The following is an 18,934-nucleotide window of genomic DNA, read 5'->3' as shown; positions in this document are numbered from 1 at the left end:
AGTCAAGGGTCACGCAGTGATACGGATAGGTCAGCGCGGTAGCGTCAGCAATACGGGCAGCAGTCACCTGGATATCGCTGGCAACAGCAGCACGAGCAGCACGAGCAACAACAGCAAGCACCCGCGCGGCCGGCAGCCCTCTGATGGCTCTCGGCTTGAGCGGATTGTCAGACGGGTGGCGCTGGCGTTGGCAGTGCCCGCACTGCTGGGCGCTGCGGCCAGCAGTCAGGCGGATGCGGTGATCGCCAGCTGGAATCTCAAGCATGCCGGCTGGAACAACGGCAAGCATCTCGAACAGGTCGCGGCGGTGGCGAGCCATATGGATCTGATCGGCCTGCAGGAGGTGATGAAGGAGGAGGTCGTCAGCGAGCTCGAGCAGCAGCTCGAGGCGCTGACCGGTGATGAGTGGGACAGCCTGGTCAGCCATGCGGTAGGGCGCAGTACCTATACCGAGCGTTACGCCTATCTGTATCGCGACAAGACGATCGCCTATCAGGGCGGGGCTACCGTCTATCTCGACCCCGAGGATGTGTTCTCGCGCGAGCCGCTGCTGGCCACCTTCGTCGAGAAGGACAGCGGGCGGGCCTTCAGCGCCGCCAACGTGCATATCGTCTATGGCGACAGCAAGGCAGATCGCGCGCCGGAAATCCGTGCGCTGGCGGATATCTACGACCTGATGAAGGAAATCTCGCCCGCTACCCCGGCGATCATCATGGGTGACTTCAACATGGCACCGGACGAGCCTGCCTGGGGAGGCCTGCGCACCCTCGGCCTGCGCCCGCTGATCACCGAGGGCGCGACGACGCTCTCCAAGACCGATGGCCGCTATGCCTCGCTCTACGACAACATCTGGTACGTGCCGAGCGAATGGCCCAGCGCCAGCGGCGAAGTGTTCCGCTTCCCGGACTATCTGGGTATCAGTCATGAGGCGGCGCGTGCCGATGTCTCCGATCACGCCCCGATCTATCTGTCGGTGACCGGCGAGACACTGGCGTTGCTGCCACTGGACGGCGGCCAGCCGCAGGCGGCGGGCATAGAGGTGGCCAGTCGTGCATCCAACGCCTCCAGTTCGGCGAGTCAGACCTGTATCGACCTCAACACCGCCAACGCCGATCAGCTGGATCGCCTGCCCAATATCGGGCCGGCACGCGCCGCCGATATCATCCGGCAGCGCCCGTGGAGTTCCAGCGGTCAGCTGACCCGCATCAGCGGCATCGGCAAGGGCACGCTGAGCGAGATCGTCGCCAGCGGCATGCTGTGCAGCTGAAAGACGGCCCGATGGTGTCCTGACATACTCATGACAAGGCCCGCACCCCAAGGATGAAGCATGGGGTGCGGGCCTTGTCGTTCAGAGAGGAGCCACATTGCGTCGAGCGGATCAGGTCAGATACTTGGCAAACCACTCAAGCGTTCTGTCCCAGGCGAGCCTGGCGGCCTGTTCGTCATAGCGTGGCGTCGAATCGTTGTGGAAGCCGTGGTGGGTGTCGGGGTAGATGTAGGCTTCATAGACCTTGTCGTGCTCCTCAAGCGCGGCTTCATAGGCGGGCCAGCCGGCATTGACGCGCTCATCGTGCTCGGCGTACTGCAATAGCAGCGGTGCCTGGATGGCGGCGACTTCCTCGGCGCGTGGCTGGCGGCCGTAGAAGGGCACGGCGCAGGCCAGTTCCGGATAGGCGACGGCGGCCGCATTGGAGACGCCACCGCCGTAGCAGAAGCCCGTGATGCCGATCTTGCCGGTGGTGCGGTCCTCGCTCATCAGGTAATCGATGGCGGCGAAGAAGTCATTCATCAGCTTTTCGGGGTCGATCTGTGCCTGCAGCTCCTTGCCCTTGGGGTCATTGCCCGGATAGCCGCCCACCGAGCTCAGTCCGTCCGGGGCCAGCGCGATATAGCCGGCCTTGGCCACGCGGCGCGCCACGTCCTCGATATAGGGGTTGAGGCCACGATTCTCATGCACCACCACCACACCCGGCAGCGGGCCGCTGGCCTTGGCGGGCTTGACCAGATAGGCGCGCACCTCGCCGTGGCCCTCGGGGGACGGATAGGTGATGTATTCGGCGACGATGTCGGGGTCCGTGAACTCGACCTGGGAAGCCAGCGCGTAGTCGGGGCTCAAGCTTGCCAGAATCGAGGTGGCCGTCATGCCCGCGACGGCAAAGGCCGCCGCGCGATCCAGAAACTGGCGGCGAGTGATGTTGCCATGCACATATCCGTCGTACAGCTCCAGCAACTCGGGAGCAAAATCCTTTGCAGTGAGGCGGGCCATGTCAGACTCCTAGGCAAGAGAAGGGGCGAGCGAGCCTTGAACATAGCAACCCATCATGACGCTACCAAGTTTTTGCCGGCCTGTTCACCGAGTCTGTCATTTTGTGAGCCTGACATTTGCTGAGTCAGGTATTTGCCGAGTCAGGTATTTGCCGAAGCGTGCGTGAGCAGGGCAGGCGTGAGCAGGGCGGGTGTGGGAAGCACTGGTGTAGGAAGGACTGGCGGCACCAGCCTGGCTGGGTTGAATGGGCGTGAGCTAGGGCGCGCAAATCGCCAGTCGCGGCCGTGCGCATTGTGACTGCAGGCGTCAATCATTATCATCTGCGCATGATTCATGCTGATAGCCGAGCTGCCTGGCGGCTGCGGTGGGCCCTGATGCATGGAAGTTCACTTCCTCCTCCTAGTGGCAGACCTTGCTGGTGATTGAAAAAAGTCCGATGTCTCCCCCCGCGCACGCTCAGGCCTCAGCGCCTGAGTCGTCGCCTACGCTCGCCCAGCAATACCGGCGCTTCGCCTGGAAACGTGTGGTGATTCTCGCCGCGCTGGGCCTGGCACTGCTGTTGGCCATCCTTGGCGACATCATGACCGGCCCTGCCGATCTCGCGCTGTCTGATCTGCTGGGCGAACTCATCAATCCCGGCTCGCACGGGCCGATCAATGAAGCCATCGTCTGGCAGATTCGCCTGCCGACGGCGGTGATGGCGGCGCTGGTCGGTGCCGCTCTGGGGCTTGCGGGCGCCGAGATGCAGACCGTGCTCAACAACGCCCTGGCCAGCCCCTTCACACTGGGCGTGGGCGCCGCGGCGACGCTTGGCGCCTCGCTGGTCATCATCCTGGATGTCGCCTTGCCGGGGCTGCCGCCCAGCTACACCATCGCGCTGATGGCCTTCGTGTTCGCGGCGCTGTCGATTCTGGCCATCGATGCCGTGGCCTCGCTGTATGGCGCCAGTCGCGAAGTCATCGTGTTGTTCGGCATCGCGCTGGTCTTCGTGCTCAACGCCGTCAATGCGCTGGTGCAGTTCGTGGCCAGTCCCGATGCGCTGCAACAGCTGGTGTTCTGGACCATGGGCAGCCTCTCGGAAGCCTCGTGGGAGCGAGTCGCGATCATCGCAAGCGTCTTGGTCGTCTGCCTGCCCTTCGCCATGCGGCGTGCCTGGGCGCTGACAGCGCTGCGTGCCGGGGAAGACCATGCGCGCAGCTTCGGCGTGCCGGTCACCCGTCTGCGCCGCACGGCGCTGTTGCGCGTCAGCCTGCTGGCGGCAGTGGCGGTGGCCTTTGTCGGCACCATCGGCTTCATCGGTCTGGTCGGGCCGCACATGGCGCGTCTGGCGCTGGGGGAAGACCATCGCTTCTATCTGCCCGGCAGTGCGCTGGCGGGGGCGCTGGTGCTGTCCCTGGCCGCCACGGCCAGTGAGTCGCTGGTGTCCGGCCTTGTGCTGCCGGTGGGAATCGTGACCTCGTTGATCGGTATCCCCTGTTTCCTCGCCTTGCTGCTCGGACAGCGCAGGGGGCAGGGATGAGCCATCACGTCTTTGATTCGCAAGCGGCCCTGAAGATCTCGCGGCTGACCACCGGCTACCAGCGGCACATGATCTTTGATCAACTCGACCTGCCACCGCTGCCGGCGGGCTCACTGGTCGGGGTGCTCGGGCCGAATGCGGTCGGCAAGTCGACCTTCCTCAAGGCGATAGCCGGCATGCGCCCGGCCAAGGGCGACATCCACCTCGGCGAGCTTGCGCTGTCGTCGCTGCACGGGGCGAATCGCATGCGCCATGTCGGCTACCTGCCGCAGACGCTGCCGCAGCCGACCAGTCTGGTCGCCTATGAAGCCGTGGCCAGCGCCTGTCGCGCGGCGCGTGCCGAGTTGAGCCGCGAGGCCACGGATTCGCTGGTCGAGCAGGTCTTCGCGCGCCTGTCGCTGCATTCGCTGGCCTTCCGGCGCATGGACACGCTCTCCGGTGGCCAGCGTCAGATGGTCGGCCTCGCCCAGGCGCTGGTGCGTCAGCCGCAACTGCTGCTGCTGGATGAGCCGACCAGTGCGCTGGACCTGCGCTGGCAGCTGGCCTTGATCGAAGGCGTGCGCGGTGTGGTGCAGGAGCAGCAGGCCATCTGTCTGATCGCGCTGCATGACATCAATCTGGCGCTGCGCTTCTGCGATCAGATCATCCTGTTCGCGCCCTCCGGCCTGCTGGCCACCGGGGCCCCGCGGGAGGTGATCACCGCCGAGCATCTACGTGAGGCCTACGGGATCGAGGCACGGATCGAGAGCTGCTCGCTGGGCCATCCGGTGGTACTCACCGATCGCGTCGCCGACTCGGCCCAGGCGGATATCGGTCAGATCACGCGCGATGCCGGAGTCAGACGATGATGGCGGTGAGCACAAGACTGGCAGGCGCCCGCCTGCTGGCACTCGCCACTGTCTTCGCAGGCGCCTTCTCGAGCGCGCCGGGCAACCTTGCCCATGCCGCCGAGCCGGTCGCCAAGGTGCCCTTCGCTACTGAACAGGCCCAGGCCAGCTTTCCGCGTCAGGTCACGGATCTCGCCGGGCGCGAGGTGACGCTTGAGTCCTCACCGCAGCGCATCTTCCTGGCCCAGCCGCGCCAGTTGTATGCGCTGCTGACGCTATTGGATGCGCCGCTTGAGCGTATCGTCGGCTGGGCCTACCCCCTGGCGGTGTTTGACCCGGCGATGACCGAGCGTCTTGAAGCGCGCTGGCCGCAACTTGCCACGCTGCCAGCGCTGAGTCGCGCCTCGACGCCGAGCCTCGAGGGCGAGGCCCTGCTGGCGTTGACGCCGGACCTGGTGCTGTTCGATCTCTCCCAGCGTTCGCGTATCGAAGGCTCTCCGCTGGCGGCGCTGCTGGATGAGGTTGGCACTCCCTGGCTGTATGTCGAGTTCAATCATCATCCGCTCAAGGATGCTCCGGTCAGCGTGCGCCTGTTGGGTGAGGTGCTCGGCGTCGAGGCGCGTGCCCGCGAGGTGGATGACACCATCGCGGCGCATCTGGCGCTGATTGACGAACGTCTGGCGACGATTGCCGAACGGCCGCGTGTGCTGATCAACATCGCACCGGGCGTGAAGGTGGATTGCTGTCGTACCAATCTGCACAACGGCGTGGCGGACCTGATCACGCGGGCCGGCGGGCGCAATCTGGCCGCTGAACTGGCGCCGGTCAGCGGTGCCACCCTCAGCAAGGAGTGGGTGCTGGCACACCCGCCCGAGGCGATTCTCAATACCGGCGGCCAGTGGGCCAAGGGCGATGGCCTGCGTGCCGGCATCGGCATCTCGGGGGAGGATATCCAGCACGACCTGGCGCGCATGGTGCAGACACTGCCCGGCTGGCAGTCACTTGATGCCGTCAAACAGGGCCGGGTGATGGCGCTGTGGCATGGCTTCCACCAGGGGCCCTATGCCATCGTCGCGCTGGAGGCCATCGCCCGCTGGCTGCACCCCGAGACCTTTGCCGATCTCGACCCGATGGCCACCTTTGCCTGGCTGATGAATGACCCGACGCTTTCACGTAACAGCGGCCACTTCTGGGGACAGTTGGCCATCGACGATGAGACCAGAGGCGACGAGTGAGTCTGTCGACAGCCTGGCGTCAAGGTTCGGAAGTCGTATTTCCTGATTGAGGCTTTCCTGAAACGATGGAGTCATCGTGATCACCTGACTCGTACGTCAGGCCCGTGGGGGAGTCTGCATGTCCGAACCTGATGACCATGGACCGGCCTCGACGATCAGCCCGGTGCGCAGTGCACAGCTGGTGGCGATCGTCCTGGCGCTGATCGAGCTGTTCCAGGGAGATTGGCAGGGCGCCCTGCTGCTGGGCGGGACAGGTTGGGTGATCGGACTTTTCAAGCATCCGCGCTGATGGGCGGCGCGAGTGGTACGTCTTTTCCGTGACAGGAAATCAGGGGGTAATGTGGCCAAGACACGCATGGTGACCCAGTTCGGCATGGGCACTTCCATTCGCAGCCAGAACTACACCGAGGCGGCGGCACGTGGCATCCGCGATGCCCTGTGGCACAACTCGCTCAACGTGGCGGACGCCTTCGGCTTCCCCAAGGAGGCGATGCTGATCGAGGTCGAGATCGGCGTGCAGCAGCCCGAAAAGGTCGACAGTGACGCCCTGCTGGGCATCTTTCCCTACGGTCAGCCCAGTGTGCGCGTGTTCAAGGGCGGGCTGGACGTCGCCAAGCCGGATGGCAGCGGGGTTAGCGTGATCGCCAACGTCGCCATCATCGTGTCATTCGACATGGCGGCCGCCGGTGCGGCGCCCACTTCTTCCACGCCCGGGCAGTCGGCAGGAGGTCAGTCATGAGCGAGCAACGCATCATTCTCGAGATGGGCACCGGCAATGACCTCTACGGCATGGACTACACCAAGGCCGCCTGCCGTGCGGTGCATGACGCCCTGCATCATTCCTCCATCGTGATGTTCCAGTCACTCGGCATCGATCACCACCAGATGCGTGTCGAGGTCACCATCGCGGTCCAGGAGCCGGACGCCGTGGATGCAGACGCGGTGGCGCGCGAGCTTCCCCGTGGGCGCGCCGAGGTGACGGTGGTGCAGGGCGGTCTCAATGTGCATGACGAGGCCAGTGGCCAGACGCATGTCATCGCCTCGGCCGCCATCGCCGCCATGCTCGATATCGACCACGACGCCTGGCAGCTGTGTCAGTCGTAGGCAATGCGCGAGCGTGCTGATTGAGGTCGTGCCGGTCAACGAAGAAAGCCCCGTGCGTCACTGACGCACGGGGCTTTTCGGTTCAGACCCGATGGCGCAGGTGATGACTGCCGAGCCGCGTGTCGAATCAGGATTGTGGCTGAGTCGTGACATGGGCGATCACGGACATGCCGATGCGTACCTTGTCGAAGTCGGGCTGGTTCGGGTCGAACACGATCTTGACCGGCATGCGCTGGGTGATCTTGGTGAAGTTGCCGGTGGCGTTCTCGCTGGCCACGGCCGAGAAGGCGCTACTGGAGGCCGGTGCGATGCTGTCGACATGGCCAGTGAAGGTCTTGTCCGGCAGGCTATCCAGCGTCATCTCGACCGGCTGGCCCGGCGCCATCTCGGCCATCTGGGTCTCGAGATAGTTGGCGACGACATAGGCTTCTTTGTGCGGCACGATGGCCAGCAGCGAATCACCCGGCTGCACGTAGGCACCGACACGCAGTGAGCGCTGGGTGACGATGCCGTCCTTCGGCGCACGAATGACGGTATAGCCGGTGTTCAGTTCCGCCTGCTCGAGTGCTGCACGTGAGCGTTCGACCTCGGCCAGGGCTTCCACGCGCTGGGCCTCAAGGACGCCGATCTGCTTTTCTGCCGAGCGCTGTGCCGCCTGGGCCTGCACGAGATTGGCTTCCCAGATGCCCTGCTGTTCATCGGCCTTTTCCTTGTCCTGCTGGGAGGCGGCGTTGGTCATGCGCAGGCTGCGGTAACGCTTGGCATCATTGCGCGCATAATGCAGCGAGGCCTGGGTGGACTTCACTTCCGCGATGGACTGCTGAACGACGGCGTGCTGACGCTCGATGTTGGCATCCAGGTCACCGACCGCTGCCTGCTGGGCGGCGAGATCGGCCTGGGCGGAGTGCAGGGAGGCCTGGTAATCGCGGTCATCCAGCGTGGCCAGAATCTGGCCTTCCTTGACCACTTCGTTGTCTTCCACCAGCACCTTGTCGATCTGACCCGCGACGCGTGTGGTCACCATCACGCTATCGGCGCGCACATAGGCATTGTTGGTGGCTTCGCGGCCATCGTGGCCCTTCCAGTAGAGGCCCGCGTAGGTCGCGACCAGCAGGAGCGCCAGAACGCTCAACAGTAGGGTGGTACGTGTCTTGTTCATGTCGGTGTCGTATCTCGTCGTCTACGTCGAAGAAGGGGAAGTGGCTGAATCCTGGCTGGCGGGCAGCCGCCGGCTTTGTCTGTGTCTATGCCCCGGAGGGTTGTGCTTGAGAGGGCTGAGCCTGAGAGGGGCGTGTCTGCGAGAGCTGTGCTGGCTCTGGTGATCGGTCTGGTGATTGAGCTGCCGGTGCCGGTTGGGGCGGCCAGGCGCGGATCGGCAGCACCATGACCAGTATCAGCAGCGCCACCACGAAGGGGATGATGGCGAGGTAGGCATCCGCATAGCTCATCACGGAGGCCTGCTCGGAGATGCGCGTGGTGATATCGCTTGCCGCGTCGACCTGGATGGGTCCGGCGGGCTGATTGCCCTGCAGGCCGAGTGCTTCGCCCAGGCGGGTGGTGTGCAGGGCTTCACGCGTGACGAGGAAGCTTCCGTAGACCGTGGAGGCTACCACCGTGAACAGGGCGCGCAGCGAGTTGACCATCGCGGTGGCGAACGGCCCTTCCAGCGGGCTGACCGCTCCGGTGGCATTCATCAGCAGCGGTACCACCACCATCGGCTGGCCCAGGGTGTTGAGCACCTCGATGAGATAGAAGTTGTCGCGATTCCAGTCGCTGGTGAGCTGCGAGCCCAGCAGGCAGCTGATCAGGATCAACACCAGGCCCGTGGCCATCACGTAGCGGCTGTCGACGCTCTTGCGGTTGATCAGTGTCGCCACCAGCGGTGCCAGCAGCAGCTGTGGAAGGGCCATGGTCAACATGACCGGGAACAGCTGCATGGGGCGATAACCTTGCACTTCCCCCAGGAAGGCGGCGGGAATGGTGCCGGCGGCCAGGGTCAGGAACATGAAGGTACATATGGTGATGATGCCGAAGGCAAAGTTACGGCGTGCCAGCAGCTGCAGCTTGTAGAGTGGCATCGGGTGGAACCACTCATGGATCAGGAAGGTCACGAAGACCAGTCCGCCCGTGGTCAGCAGGGCGACGATCAACGGCGAGTTGCCCCAGTCGAGTCGCTCACCCTGGGTCATGCCGGCGACCAGCGCGCACAGGGCAGTGACGCCCAGCAAGGCACCGAGCCAGTCGAACTGCTTGCAGCGTTCCAGCTTGAGCGGGTCCTGCGGCAGGCCCCAGGAGACCAGCGCGGCGGCGAGAATACATACCGGCGCGGTTTCCCAGAACACCAGATTCCAGTCGCCCAGGTCACCATAGAGAGCGGCCAGCGGTGCCGACAGATAAGGGCCGAAGGTGGCCGTCATCGCATAGGCCGACAGGCCATAGAGCTTGCTGTGCCAGGGCAGGAAGCGCAGCGCTGACATCATCAACAGCGGCAGGATGCTGCCGGAGGCCAGGCCCTGGGCCACGCGCAGCCCCGCCATCAGCGGGAAGCTGTCGGCCAGGGGCACCAGCAGCGAGAACAGTGCCAGCGACAGGCAGGCCCCGATCGCGAAGCGGCGCAGGCTGAAGGTGACGGCCAGCCAGCCGGCGAGCAGCATCATCGAGACTTCCGCCGCGCTGTAGAGGGTGGTCAGCCAGCTGCCCTCATCGTGGGAGAAGCCGAAGTGTCCGACCACATCCGTCAGGACGGTCTGCGTGACACGCTCTCCCACACCGGACATCAGCGATGCGAGCAGGATGCCCACAAGACCGAGTGCGAGTCGTAGATTGAAGGGTTGAGGAGCGGCCACTGTAGAGTTCCCGTTTTGAGGTGAAGCGCTAGACACGTTTGGGTGTACCATTATGCGGAGCACTGTACCATCTAGTGGTTTTGTTAGGCAAGTAGTTAGCTTGTTAAGGAGTTATGTCCGTGTCCACAAGAGAAGGTAGTGGCGTGCAGGTCGTGGCCAGAGTGGCGGCGATTCTCAAGAGTCTGGAAGGCAGTGAGCAGGGCATGAGTCTGGGGGAGATCGCCGCCAGCAACGATCTGCCGCGCTCGACCGTCAAGCGGCTGGTCGATGCGCTGGCCCAGGAAGACCTGCTGGAAATCCACGGCCATGGCGGGATACGGCTCGGCTCGGCGCTGATGCGGCTGGCGCGTCATAGCCAGCTCGATATCACCACGCATGCCAAGTCGTTTCTGGAGGCGTTGAGCGTCACCACCGAGGAAACGGTGGTGCTCTGCAGTCTGAGCGGCAACGAGCTGCTGATACTGCACTCGGTGTTGTCGCCGCTGCCGCTGCGGGTATCGCCGATGGCCGGCAACTTCCTGTCATTGCATGCGACAGCCAGCGGCAAGGTGCTGCTCTCGCATCTCGAGGACGAGCAGGTGGAGCGCCTGCTGGGCACGGATCTCACGGCCTACACGCATAACACCCTCGCGATGCCGGCACTGCTGACGCAACTGGCCGAGGTGCGTCGCACCGGCATCGGCCATGATGAGGATGAGCATATGCAGGGGGTCGGTGCGATCGGAATCGGCCTGGAGACCAGCCAGGGCCATTACTCCGTGTCCGTGGTCGGCCCCTCATGGCGCATCAGCGAGCACAGGGCGGAGATTCAGGCCGCGCTGCAGGCGACCCGTGATGAGATGCTCAAGACCTTTCGTTCACTCAAGTGAGGGCTCCCCGCAAAGGCGGCAAGGCTGCCATGTGCGGCGGCGGATCGAACGACGAGGTGGTGGAGAGAGCGAACAGGAAGTCATGCACAGTCACGCCGCCCGACCGAATGGGCGAGCGGCGTTTATTTACTAAGCAGCACTCAGAGACAGAGCTGAGAAACTGAGCTTGGAAAGAGAGTCTAGCAAGAGAGTCTAGCAAGAGAGTCTAGCAAGAGAGTCTAGCAAGAGAGCTCAGAGGCCAGTGCTCGCTCAGGCCTCTCTGGCCGCGATCAGCTGGTCCGCCAGGGTCATCAGCTCCGCGGCGATGAAGTCCGGGGTCGGCACATTCTCGGCGGGCAGCACGGCATTATGCGGACGTGTCAGCAGAGCCCCCTGCATGCCAACGGCCTGGGCACCGATGGTGTCCCACACATGGCAGGCGATCATGCACATGTCGCCCAGTTCGATCTCGAGCTGCTCGGCGACATACTGATAGGTGGCCGGCGCCGGCTTGAATTGCCCGACGCTGTCGACGCTGAAATGCCGCTCGAAGGCATCGCTGATGCCGGCCTTTTCCAGCGGTGTCGGGGAGGCGCCCGCGGGAGAGTTGGTCAGTGTCACCAGGCGGAATCCGGCCTGCTTGAGACGCTCAAGTGCCGGGGCGACATCGGGATGTGCCGGCATCTCGGCCATGCGCGACTTGAGCTCACCGATATCGTCATCCGTGAGCGTGACCTGATGGATCTCGGCGACCATCTTAAGGGCACCCACACCCAGCGCGCCGAAGGGGGTGTAACGCCCGGAGAGTGTCATGGTCTGCGAATACAGCACCAGCTGCGCGAACCATTCGCGCAACACGCCTTCATCACCGAACACACGCCCGAACAGCGGTGACAGGGTGGTGATATCGAGCAGCGTCTCGTTGACGTCGAACACCAGTACGTTGGGGAAGGTCTTGTCGGGCATGATGACTCCTGGGGGGATATTTCAGACATGCGGTAGGCGCGAAGCGAGGTAGCAGGCACGGGTGGCGCCAGGGGGGGGGCAGCACCAACGGCTCAGCGCCAAGGAATCAGTGCAGGCAAGCCCACGCCGCTTTCTTCATGCTTCATGGCGCAAGACTACCCGTTATTGAGCGATTGCTCAAATCATGGCCGCTGGCAGTGTGAGGACGCCGGTCAGAGGTCTGGAATGGCACCGGTAATTTCAGCGCCAGATGGAGGTCGACATTTTCATGATCAAATGTTGTACAAATATTGAATTTACGCCATATTGCGTCGCAGAAGGGCTGAAAAAACCAAGAAAACAGCAGGGGTAAGGGACAATGAGCAATATCGCTATCTGGATGGGGCTTGGCTTGGCCGTCACCTTTGTGCTGTTGGCGACTGGCGTCTTTGACAGGCTACTGACCCGTATCGAGCAGGAGGATTCGGCCCGCGAGACGGAATGATCCTGCGGTGCGCCGGCCCATGGCTTCACGCAAGAGCCCACCCGCCAGGGTGGGTTTTTTCATGCCTGAAATGAAGGGGATGGCTGACGAGACAGCCCCCCAGGAGGCCTGTGCCGACAGCTCGGCAGTGCCCGGGGCTCGCCACCTCAAGGAGCGTATTGGAGGCGTTGCGTGCTTCGATGTGTACCGGCAAGAGTTGTACAGATATCACATCGTGGCTAACGGCAGGACAGGCCAAGGCATGGCATGGCATGGCATGGAGAAGGTGTCAGGCCGCGAGGCCATCAAGACACGCAGCGGATACAGCAAGGCCCCGCCATGGCGGGGCCTTGTTGTATCTGACGTCTGCGGCCGTGCTCAGTTCTGGTAGGCACCGGCGGCGTAGGTCATTTCATAGCTGTGGCTGTAGACCTCGAGGATGTTGCCGAACGGGTCTTCCATGTAGACCATGCGGAACGGCTTCTCACCCGGGAAGTACTCGCGTACCGGCATGCGCTGCTTGCCGCCGGCGGCGACGATGCGCTCGGCCAGTCCCTCGACGTCCGGGTCCTGAACGCAGAAGTGGAAGATGCCGGTCTTCCAGTACTCGAAGTTGTTTTCCGGCGTCTCGTGGTTCGGGAATTCGAAGATCTCGACACCGATACGGTCGCCGGTGGACAGGTGTGCGATGCGGAAGCTGCCCCAGCCCGGACCGAAGACATCGCTGCACATCACGCCAATGGCGGAGTCATCTTCGGTGATGGTGGTCGGCTCCATGATCACGTACCAGCCCAGCACTTCGGTGTAGAACTTGACCGCAGCTTCCACATCACCGACCGACAGGCCGATGTGGGAGAAGGTACGCGGATACGGTGTGGTCTTTTCGTTGCTCATGAGTCACCTCGATATGTGAGTCGTGAAAAAATGGCTCGGTCACTGCCTGCGTGACGTTGGATGCCATCTTGGGCGTCATGGGCAATAATGAAAACTACGTGGCTGTTATGATAATGATAAGACTTGCTTATGGTGGTAGGAGTTCTCTGTCGTAGTTCTGCTGATGCTACTCCTCCGACGCTGACTTCCTGATACTGCCCCCTGACTCTGCCCCCTGATTCTTCCAGCCCCAGGAGCTTGAATGCTGCAACCCCAATGGCTACGCACCTTTCGCACCTTGGTGAGTGTCGGCAACTTCACGCGCACCGCGGAGCGGCTCGATCTGACCCAGGCCGCTGTCAGTCAGCATGTGCGCCAGCTGGAAACCCGACTTGGCACGCTGTTGATTCGTCATCCGCGCAAGATCGAACTGACGCCGGCCGGCCATGCACTGCTGGATTTTGCGCGTGAGATGGAAACCGCCGAGCAGCGCCTGGCCCAGCGGCTGGCAGGCAATGAAGACAGTCATGGCGACATTCGGCTGATCACGCCGGGCAGCATTGGCCTGGCGATCTATCCACGCTTGCTGGCGCTTCAGCAGGAGTCGCCGGGCCTCAATGTCCACCATCGCTTCGCGCCGACGCGCGAGGTGGTGGAGGCCGTGCTGGAGAATCGCTTCGAGCTGGGGATCGTCACGCTCAAGCCGGATGACCCGCGCCTGAGCGTGACGGAGTGGGCGCGTGAGCCCCTCGAGCTGGTGGTGCCGGCGGGGGGCGAGATCCATGACTGGGGGGATCTCGAGACACTGGGCTTCATCGATCACCCGGATGGTCAGGACATGGCCTCGCGCCTGTTGAGTCGGCGCTTCCCGGGCAATCCGGGCATCAGCTCATTGCCGCGCAGTGGCTCCACCAACCAGATCAGCCTGATTCTGGAGCCGGTCGCCCGCGGGCTGGGCTTCAGCGTCGTGCCGCGCCATGCCCGTGAGGCCTTTCCTGATCATCAGGCCATCCGGGTGGTGCCACCGCCTGAGGGCAGTACGGAGGTAGTCGATACCCTATGGTTGCTCACGCGAGCGGAATGGCCGCTTTCGGCGCGCGCCAGACGGGTGTTGGAGTATCTGAAGGTGTCGCTGTAGCACGTCGGGGCATCAGTACTCAGGTATCAGCGCTCAGACCTCGACACTTAGGCATCGACGCCGGGCATCAGCGCACTGATGAGCTTATGGAGTAGTTCATGGATCATTTCATGGTGGAGCTTACGGCTGGCTCAGCGCATAGACCTGTGCCGTCAGGGTGCTGCCATCTTCCAGCGTGATCGTGGCCGGCTGGCGAAGGTATTCGCTGCCTTCGAAATCATCCAGCGCCTGCCAGTGATCGGCCAGGTTGTCGGAGGAGAAGACGTGACCGCGGATGGTGTCGCCCGCCTCATCCAGTCTCAGCCCAGGAAAGCCCATCTCAGCCCCCCAGCCAGCTGCCTCCAGGCGGCCCTTGAGGGTGCCGGGTGTCCAGCTGCCGCCAATGTCGAGCATGACGTGTTCGTTGGGGCCGCCCGGGCCGAGGGTTCCGTAGATGAAAAGATGCTGCATGGGAGTCTCTGTCGTTCGTCGGGGGAGAAGTCTGTCTCGGCGGCACGCGCCGGACGTATCGAGGTCTTGCGGCCGCTCACGGCTGCCTTGAGGGCCCCGGAATCTCGAGGCCGGAAAATTCGCGTATCAGCCAGCGGGTGATGGGTTGGATCACGGCACTGTTGGGGTGGCGGACACTCATGCGATAGCCGTGGCGGTCCCGCGAGATATGCGGCGTCAGGGCGATCAGCGAGCCGTTGTCGAGCAGGTCCTGGATGACGTGGCTCCAGCCCAGCGCGACGCCCTGATGATTGACGGCAGCATTGAGCGTCAGCGGAAAGTTGTTGTAGGGGAAAGCCTTGTCGAGGCGCGGCACCGGCAGCCCCGCGTGGCGACACCAGGTGGCCCAGTCTAGCCAGCGGGTATCGCGCATGTCCAGATGCAGCAGGGTGATGCGCGACAGCGCCTCGGCGTCCAGCCCCTTCTCGAGCCCATGACGCCGGGCGTAGTCCGGGGAGCAGACCGGGAAGGCACGCTCCGCGACCACCAGCGTATCGCGATGATCGCCCGTCAGCGGCGGGCCGAAGCGGATCGCGATATCGGCCTGCTGCATCTGCGGGTCTTCATCGCGATCGATCGGCAGCAGCGTGAAGTGACAGTCGGGAAAGTCCTGTTCCAGCCGCTCCAGACGCGGGCGCAGCCAGACATGCGCGAAACCGGCGCCCGCGGCGATGGTGATGCGCGGCGTCGGCTTGTGCACCTTGCGACGTGCTTCCGTGACGGCACTGCATACCTTGCCAAGCCCGCTTGCCAGTTCGGCATGGAAGGTCTCGCCGTAGTGGTTGAGGATCAGTCGGCCGCCCTGGCGATCGAACAGCGGATGGCCCAGGTGCTCCTCCAGCGCGCGGATGCGCTGGGAGATGGTGGGCTGGGTGGTATCCAGCTCACTGGCGGCGGCCGTCATCGACCCCAGACGGACCGTCACGTCAAAGGCGACCAGCCCGCGCAGGGAGGGCAGGTCATCCAGAGGGCTTGCGCTTTCCAGCGGCGCTGGGGTGCTTGTCTTTCGGGCCGGCACGAGAGTCCTCACTGTGATGCGCTGTCGCGGTGCTCCTTCCGTACTGTCCGACCTGGCTGATGGCTCGGGCGATTGCCTGGATCAGGCATGATAAGGCATCAGCGAGCAACTACTGGAGACGAACAGGAGCGCCGCCCTGTATAGGCGGCACTTATACGCGAGGCAGCGAATGACATCAACGCTCACCCCGGTGGATCAAGCCGTGAGGTCGCACCTGACTCTGATCAAGGTCGCGCCGGATCCTGAACGATGATGTAGCTGGTTCCGATTGACGCGCCGCTGATATCAGTCGGTGTCGCGCTCGGCAATCCGCGCATGCCAAGCGGCAATGCTCTCTTCGGGATACTCGGCATGATGAGCATCACGCGCTTCGTGCGCGACTTCCACCCAGTTGGCCTTGCTGTCGAGCATGATGTGAACATGCTCCGGCGGTATGGGCAGCGGGGTGTCGATCGCCCCCGCCTGAGGGTGGATCAGCTCCGGCCAGCGGGCATCGTAAAGCCACAGCGCGCTCCCGCAGCGCTTGCAGAAGTGTCGTTCCGCCGGACTTTCGACCCCGTCGGTCACCGCGTGATAGATGGAGAGATTGTCCCGGCCTTCCACCTTCAGGGTGTTGGCATCGCCCGCCAGATTGATCGCGTAGCCACCGCTGCCCGCCGTCTTGCGACAGATCGAGCAATAGCAGCGCTGATACGGATAGGGGTGCGGCGATTCGAGCTGGAATGTGACGGCCTTGCAGTGGCAGGAACCTTCAAGCTGCATGCGAAATCTCCCTTGTGATGCATGAATGAGGACGCTGGCGCTGACTGGCCATGCATCGCCCGAAGGACAACGTTACGCCATCCGGGCGCAAGGCGGCGGGCAGTCATACACGGTCATCCAGCACTTGCACGAGCCATCCGCTATCCGCGCCGCACGTGAGTCTCACTGCGGCAGGGCGTAGACATAGGCCTCGAGTTCACGATTGTCATCGAGAATGACGGTCGTGATGGTGCGCTGATAGATGGGGGCCTCGAAGTCATCGAGAGCATCCCAATGCTCCGGCAATTGCGCCGAGGAGAACACCTGGCCGCGTATCACCTGGCCCGAGTGGTCGATGACCAGCCCCGGGAAGTTGTGCTCATCGCCGTGATCGGTGTTTTCCAGTCGGCCGCGTAGATAGGCCGAGCGCCATTCGCCATCGATATTGGCGATGACATGCTCATTGAGGCCGCCGGGGCCCAGTGGACCGTAGATGAAGAGATGTTCCATGCGTCTACCTGTCGGGTTGGGGAAGGGGGATGATCCGCGAGGGAAAGACGGCCGTAGCGGCACCGCTTTCATTGATACTGACGTTAGTCAGTGATGATGAAGGCTGAGTGGCAAGGTTCAACCCCTTGTTGATGTGGCGCACTCAACGCCACGCCCACAAACTACAATGCCCCCACTGGGCGAGCCAGTGAGGGCAAGGGTCAAGCGAGGGAGCGCAGGAGAAGAAAGTCAGTCGCGTTTCACGCCCCCGCCTTCACATGCTCAGACGCGGCTGTCGAAACCGCCGGCTGGCTCTTCGCCGATCACGTCCGGATCGAAGGGTTTGCGCGCGAAGACGCGACGCAGTGCCGGTTCGAAGTGCTCCAGCGGCGGGGTCGGGTAGTCGGGATCGAAGGCGGCCTGATCATAACGCTCGCAGAAATCCACGCACTTCTGATACCAGGGGTGGTCCTTGTAGATCTCGCGCTCGTTGCGGTCCTCGCCGTAGAAGTGGCCGTAGTAGAACTTCTGGAACAGGCCGTGATGATGGATGATCCAGGTCACTTCGGCACGCACGTACGGGCGAATGATGGCAGCGGCCAGCTGCGAATGATTGTAAGGTGCCAGCTCATCGCCGAGATCATGCAGCAGGGTGGCAACGACCAGGTCGTCATCGGCGCCATCGGCCTCGGCGCGTGCCGCTGACTGCAGGGAATGCTCCAGACGGCTGACCTTGTAGCCACTCAGGCCATCATCGAGCTTGCGCAGGGCAAGCTTGAGACGCTCCACCAGCCCTTCATTGAACTGATCTTCAAGACGCTCGAGCAACGCATAGTCTTCTGCGGTGCCATCCTTCATCTGGGTGAATGAAACCTGATCCATTACGCCATTTCCTCACGGTTTTCTTGTTGTGCCTGCTGCTGACGCTGACGCATCAGGGTGGTGGCGAAGCGCTCACGCGGGCCGTCGCTATCCATGTAGCAGCCCTGCAGGTGGCGATGCCCCTCATTGGTGTCGAACGCGGTACGGCCATGCAGCACGCGGGTATTGTCGAACATCATCAGCTCTCCGGATTCGAGCTGGAAGCGAATCTCGTTGGCCGGGTCCTGGAACAGCTGCCCCAGACGCTGGCGGGCCTGATGGTAGCGGCGAGTGTTCTCCAGCGACATGTGCGGCAGGTGATCGAGGCGCGGGCTGTAGTTGACGCCGATGGGCTCACCATCGGAATTCTCGCGAATCACGCAGCGACGCGTAGTCAGCTCGGTGCCGGCGTCCAGGAAGCGGAAGCCCACCGGGGTGGTGCGCAGCAGTTCATAGCCTTCCGGCATCTCGGCCTTGAGCTGCTTGAGCGCATTGAGGCTGTCGACCAGCGTGGACAGGCCGCCGGTGGTCTCGTTGACCAGGCAGTGCAGCATCTGGATGCCCGGCACCGGATCACGATACGGGTTGTCGGTGTGCGGCCCGAGCGCCACGCTGCGGTAGGCCAGGTCATTGCCCGTCGGACGCGAGTACACCTCGAAGTAGCTGCCGAAGTTTGTGTCCTTCACGTAGCCGAAGTGACCGGCCACTTCCAGAATGCGCTCCGGATCGGTCGGCACGTTCTGCACGATGAGGTAGCCAAAGCGCAGATAGGCCTTCAATGCCTTCTGGAAGTCCTCATTGTTGCCCATCTTCTCCCAGTCGACGCGCTGCGCCTGCTGATCGATGCTCGCATCCCAGCTCTCGGGCTTGGGGAACGGCGTGATGCCCTGCAGTTCATGCGCCAGCATGGTGAGGTCATACACCTCGCAATGCCCGTCACTGAAGGTGAATTCCACGTGCGTCTCGTCGACTGGGCGCGCCGCGGTCAGCTCGAGGTTGACGTCGATGGCATGCGAATCGAACAGGCGCTGAGTGGTTACCTCATCGAGCTGCTCCGGGTCCTGGGTGCGCTCGCGCAGCCACAGCGGGCTGACCGGCTCCAGGCCTTCGGCGGTGATCAGATTCAGTGACAGCGGCGACTCGCTCAGGGTCAGCGGCAGCGCGTCGGACAGGGCATTGGTCAGGGGCATGCAGGCATCTCTCCATTAGCACGGTTGTATACCGTGGCCATTATGGGAGCGAGGCATGGGA

21 protein-coding genes are annotated in these 18,934 nt (G+C 63.3%); 10 read left to right on the top strand and 11 right to left on the bottom strand.

All coding sequences use genetic code 11. From position 1 onward, the window contains the following. Positions 1-193 precede the first annotated feature (193 nt). Complete coding sequence (locus tag NH396_RS00505) at positions 194-1,267, top strand: endonuclease/exonuclease/phosphatase family protein (RefSeq protein ID WP_253060882.1); 1,074 nt, start codon at positions 194-196, stop codon at positions 1,265-1,267. Between the two features lie 111 nt (positions 1,268-1,378). On the opposite strand, the gene yghX is transcribed toward NH396_RS00505, so the two are convergent. Beyond that, positions 1,379-2,266: a YghX family hydrolase gene (yghX, locus tag NH396_RS00500; RefSeq protein WP_253060881.1), complete on the bottom strand. Its 888-nt coding sequence runs from the start codon at positions 2,264-2,266 to the stop codon at positions 1,379-1,381. A 436-nt stretch (positions 2,267-2,702) separates the two neighbouring features. On the opposite strand from yghX, the gene NH396_RS00495 reads away from it, so the two are divergent. The 6 genes from NH396_RS00495 (at position 2,703) to NH396_RS00470 (ending at position 6,951) form a co-directional block, all read left to right on the top strand. Then, complete coding sequence (locus NH396_RS00495) at positions 2,703-3,785, top strand: iron ABC transporter permease (RefSeq protein WP_253060880.1); 1,083 nt, start codon at positions 2,703-2,705, stop codon at positions 3,783-3,785. Further along, complete coding sequence (locus tag NH396_RS00490; RefSeq protein ID WP_253060879.1) at positions 3,782-4,633, top strand: ABC transporter ATP-binding protein; 852 nt, start codon at positions 3,782-3,784, stop codon at positions 4,631-4,633. The genes NH396_RS00495 and NH396_RS00490 overlap by 4 nt, the downstream gene beginning before the upstream one ends. Beyond that, entirely contained in the window at positions 4,630-5,847 is a 1,218-nt protein-coding gene (locus NH396_RS00485) for an ABC transporter substrate-binding protein (protein WP_253060878.1), read from the top strand. Before NH396_RS00490 ends, NH396_RS00485 begins: the two co-directional genes overlap by 4 nt. A gap of 118 nt (positions 5,848-5,965) precedes the next feature. Further along, a complete protein-coding gene (locus tag NH396_RS00480) occupies positions 5,966-6,136 on the top strand; it encodes a hypothetical protein (RefSeq protein WP_166018387.1) in 171 nt (56 codons plus the stop codon). Between the two features lie 51 nt (positions 6,137-6,187). Further along, positions 6,188-6,586: a Lin0512 family protein gene (locus tag NH396_RS00475; protein WP_253060877.1), complete on the top strand. Its 399-nt coding sequence runs from the start codon at positions 6,188-6,190 to the stop codon at positions 6,584-6,586. After that, entirely contained in the window at positions 6,583-6,951 is a 369-nt protein-coding gene (locus NH396_RS00470; protein ID WP_176677416.1) for a Lin0512 family protein, read from the top strand. The genes NH396_RS00475 and NH396_RS00470 overlap by 4 nt, the downstream gene beginning before the upstream one ends. A gap of 127 nt (positions 6,952-7,078) precedes the next feature. On the opposite strand, the gene NH396_RS00465 is transcribed toward NH396_RS00470, so the two are convergent. Together NH396_RS00465 and NH396_RS00460 are read right to left on the bottom strand one after the other, a co-directional pair. Next, on the bottom strand, positions 7,079-8,110 hold the full coding sequence (locus NH396_RS00465) for an HlyD family secretion protein (RefSeq protein WP_253060876.1): 1,032 nt from the start codon (positions 8,108-8,110) through the stop codon (positions 7,079-7,081). Positions 8,111-8,195: 85 nt separating this feature from the next. Continuing rightward, positions 8,196-9,797 (bottom strand): MFS transporter, encoded by a 1,602-nt coding sequence (locus NH396_RS00460; protein WP_253060875.1) that lies wholly within the window; start codon positions 9,795-9,797, stop codon positions 8,196-8,198. 119 nt (positions 9,798-9,916) lie between these two features. Between NH396_RS00460 and NH396_RS00455 the strand changes: the two genes are divergently transcribed. Further along, the gene (locus NH396_RS00455; RefSeq protein WP_253060874.1) at positions 9,917-10,666 is read left to right on the top strand and encodes an IclR family transcriptional regulator; all 750 of its coding nucleotides are present in this window, start codon (positions 9,917-9,919) and stop codon (positions 10,664-10,666) included. A 249-nt stretch (positions 10,667-10,915) separates the two neighbouring features. Here NH396_RS00455 and NH396_RS00450 read toward each other — a convergent pair whose 3' ends face one another. Next, positions 10,916-11,611, bottom strand: coding sequence for a haloacid dehalogenase type II (locus NH396_RS00450; protein WP_253060872.1), 696 nt, complete (start codon positions 11,609-11,611; stop codon positions 10,916-10,918). A 358-nt stretch (positions 11,612-11,969) separates the two neighbouring features. On the opposite strand from NH396_RS00450, the gene NH396_RS16985 reads away from it, so the two are divergent. Next, positions 11,970-12,095, top strand: coding sequence for a hypothetical protein (locus NH396_RS16985; RefSeq protein WP_290441651.1), 126 nt, complete (start codon positions 11,970-11,972; stop codon positions 12,093-12,095). Positions 12,096-12,452: 357 nt separating this feature from the next. Here NH396_RS16985 and NH396_RS00445 read toward each other — a convergent pair whose 3' ends face one another. Next, a complete protein-coding gene (locus NH396_RS00445; protein WP_253060870.1) occupies positions 12,453-12,968 on the bottom strand; it encodes a lactoylglutathione lyase family protein in 516 nt (171 codons plus the stop codon). 241 nt (positions 12,969-13,209) lie between these two features. Between NH396_RS00445 and NH396_RS00440 the strand changes: the two genes are divergently transcribed. Continuing rightward, on the top strand, positions 13,210-14,085 hold the full coding sequence (locus NH396_RS00440; protein WP_176677411.1) for a LysR family transcriptional regulator: 876 nt from the start codon (positions 13,210-13,212) through the stop codon (positions 14,083-14,085). Positions 14,086-14,205: 120 nt separating this feature from the next. Here the strand turns inward: NH396_RS00440 and NH396_RS00435 are convergent, their stop codons facing one another. From NH396_RS00435 to NH396_RS00410, 6 genes are all read right to left on the bottom strand, one after another. Continuing rightward, positions 14,206-14,535: a gamma-glutamylcyclotransferase family protein gene (locus tag NH396_RS00435; RefSeq protein WP_153636169.1), complete on the bottom strand. Its 330-nt coding sequence runs from the start codon at positions 14,533-14,535 to the stop codon at positions 14,206-14,208. A 76-nt stretch (positions 14,536-14,611) separates the two neighbouring features. Continuing rightward, a complete protein-coding gene (locus tag NH396_RS00430) occupies positions 14,612-15,592 on the bottom strand; it encodes a LysR substrate-binding domain-containing protein (protein WP_253060868.1) in 981 nt (326 codons plus the stop codon). Between the two features lie 285 nt (positions 15,593-15,877). After that, a complete protein-coding gene (locus NH396_RS00425) occupies positions 15,878-16,354 on the bottom strand; it encodes a GFA family protein (RefSeq protein ID WP_253060866.1) in 477 nt (158 codons plus the stop codon). A gap of 162 nt (positions 16,355-16,516) precedes the next feature. After that, complete coding sequence (locus tag NH396_RS00420; protein ID WP_253060865.1) at positions 16,517-16,843, bottom strand: gamma-glutamylcyclotransferase family protein; 327 nt, start codon at positions 16,841-16,843, stop codon at positions 16,517-16,519. A gap of 261 nt (positions 16,844-17,104) precedes the next feature. Next, on the bottom strand, positions 17,105-17,704 hold the full coding sequence (locus tag NH396_RS00415) for an HD domain-containing protein (protein WP_054556215.1): 600 nt from the start codon (positions 17,702-17,704) through the stop codon (positions 17,105-17,107). After that, positions 17,704-18,873 carry a TauD/TfdA family dioxygenase gene (locus NH396_RS00410; protein WP_253060864.1) on the bottom strand — a complete coding sequence of 390 codons (1,170 nt, stop codon included), beginning with the start codon at positions 18,871-18,873 and terminating at the stop codon, positions 17,704-17,706. Before NH396_RS00410 ends, NH396_RS00415 begins: the two co-directional genes overlap by 1 nt. Positions 18,874-18,934: the final 61 nt, after the last annotated feature.

The organism is Cobetia sp. Dlab-2-AX (genome assembly GCF_024124625.1).
Classification (GTDB): domain Bacteria; phylum Pseudomonadota; class Gammaproteobacteria; order Pseudomonadales; family Halomonadaceae; genus Cobetia.
The sequence above is the reverse complement of the archived record's forward strand: the minus strand, read 5'-3'. Positions and strand labels throughout refer to the sequence as shown.

Excerpts from the sequence above, each read along its gene's own strand:
- yghX (WP_253060881.1), bottom strand. The coding sequence starts at position 2,266 with ATGGCCCGCCTCACTGCAAAGGATTTTGCTCCCGAGTTGCTGGAGCTG.
- NH396_RS00495 (WP_253060880.1), top strand. The coding sequence starts at position 2,703 with ATGTCTCCCCCCGCGCACGCTCAGGCCTCAGCGCCTGAGTCGTCGCCT.
- NH396_RS00490 (WP_253060879.1), top strand. The coding sequence starts at position 3,782 with ATGAGCCATCACGTCTTTGATTCGCAAGCGGCCCTGAAGATCTCGCGG.
- NH396_RS00485 (WP_253060878.1), top strand. The coding sequence starts at position 4,630 with ATGATGGCGGTGAGCACAAGACTGGCAGGCGCCCGCCTGCTGGCACTC.
- NH396_RS00480 (WP_166018387.1), top strand. The coding sequence starts at position 5,966 with ATGTCCGAACCTGATGACCATGGACCGGCCTCGACGATCAGCCCGGTG.
- NH396_RS00470 (WP_176677416.1), top strand. The coding sequence starts at position 6,583 with ATGAGCGAGCAACGCATCATTCTCGAGATGGGCACCGGCAATGACCTC.
- NH396_RS00465 (WP_253060876.1), bottom strand. The coding sequence starts at position 8,110 with ATGAACAAGACACGTACCACCCTACTGTTGAGCGTTCTGGCGCTCCTG.
- NH396_RS00450 (WP_253060872.1), bottom strand. The coding sequence starts at position 11,611 with ATGCCCGACAAGACCTTCCCCAACGTACTGGTGTTCGACGTCAACGAG.
- NH396_RS16985 (WP_290441651.1), top strand. The coding sequence starts at position 11,970 with ATGAGCAATATCGCTATCTGGATGGGGCTTGGCTTGGCCGTCACCTTT.
- NH396_RS00445 (WP_253060870.1), bottom strand. The coding sequence starts at position 12,968 with ATGAGCAACGAAAAGACCACACCGTATCCGCGTACCTTCTCCCACATC.
- NH396_RS00440 (WP_176677411.1), top strand. The coding sequence starts at position 13,210 with ATGCTGCAACCCCAATGGCTACGCACCTTTCGCACCTTGGTGAGTGTC.
- NH396_RS00435 (WP_153636169.1), bottom strand. The coding sequence starts at position 14,535 with ATGCAGCATCTTTTCATCTACGGAACCCTCGGCCCGGGCGGCCCCAAC.
- NH396_RS00425 (WP_253060866.1), bottom strand. The coding sequence starts at position 16,354 with ATGCAGCTTGAAGGTTCCTGCCACTGCAAGGCCGTCACATTCCAGCTC.
- NH396_RS00420 (WP_253060865.1), bottom strand. The coding sequence starts at position 16,843 with ATGGAACATCTCTTCATCTACGGTCCACTGGGCCCCGGCGGCCTCAAT.
- NH396_RS00415 (WP_054556215.1), bottom strand. The coding sequence starts at position 17,704 with ATGGATCAGGTTTCATTCACCCAGATGAAGGATGGCACCGCAGAAGAC.
- NH396_RS00410 (WP_253060864.1), bottom strand. The coding sequence starts at position 18,873 with ATGCCCCTGACCAATGCCCTGTCCGACGCGCTGCCGCTGACCCTGAGC.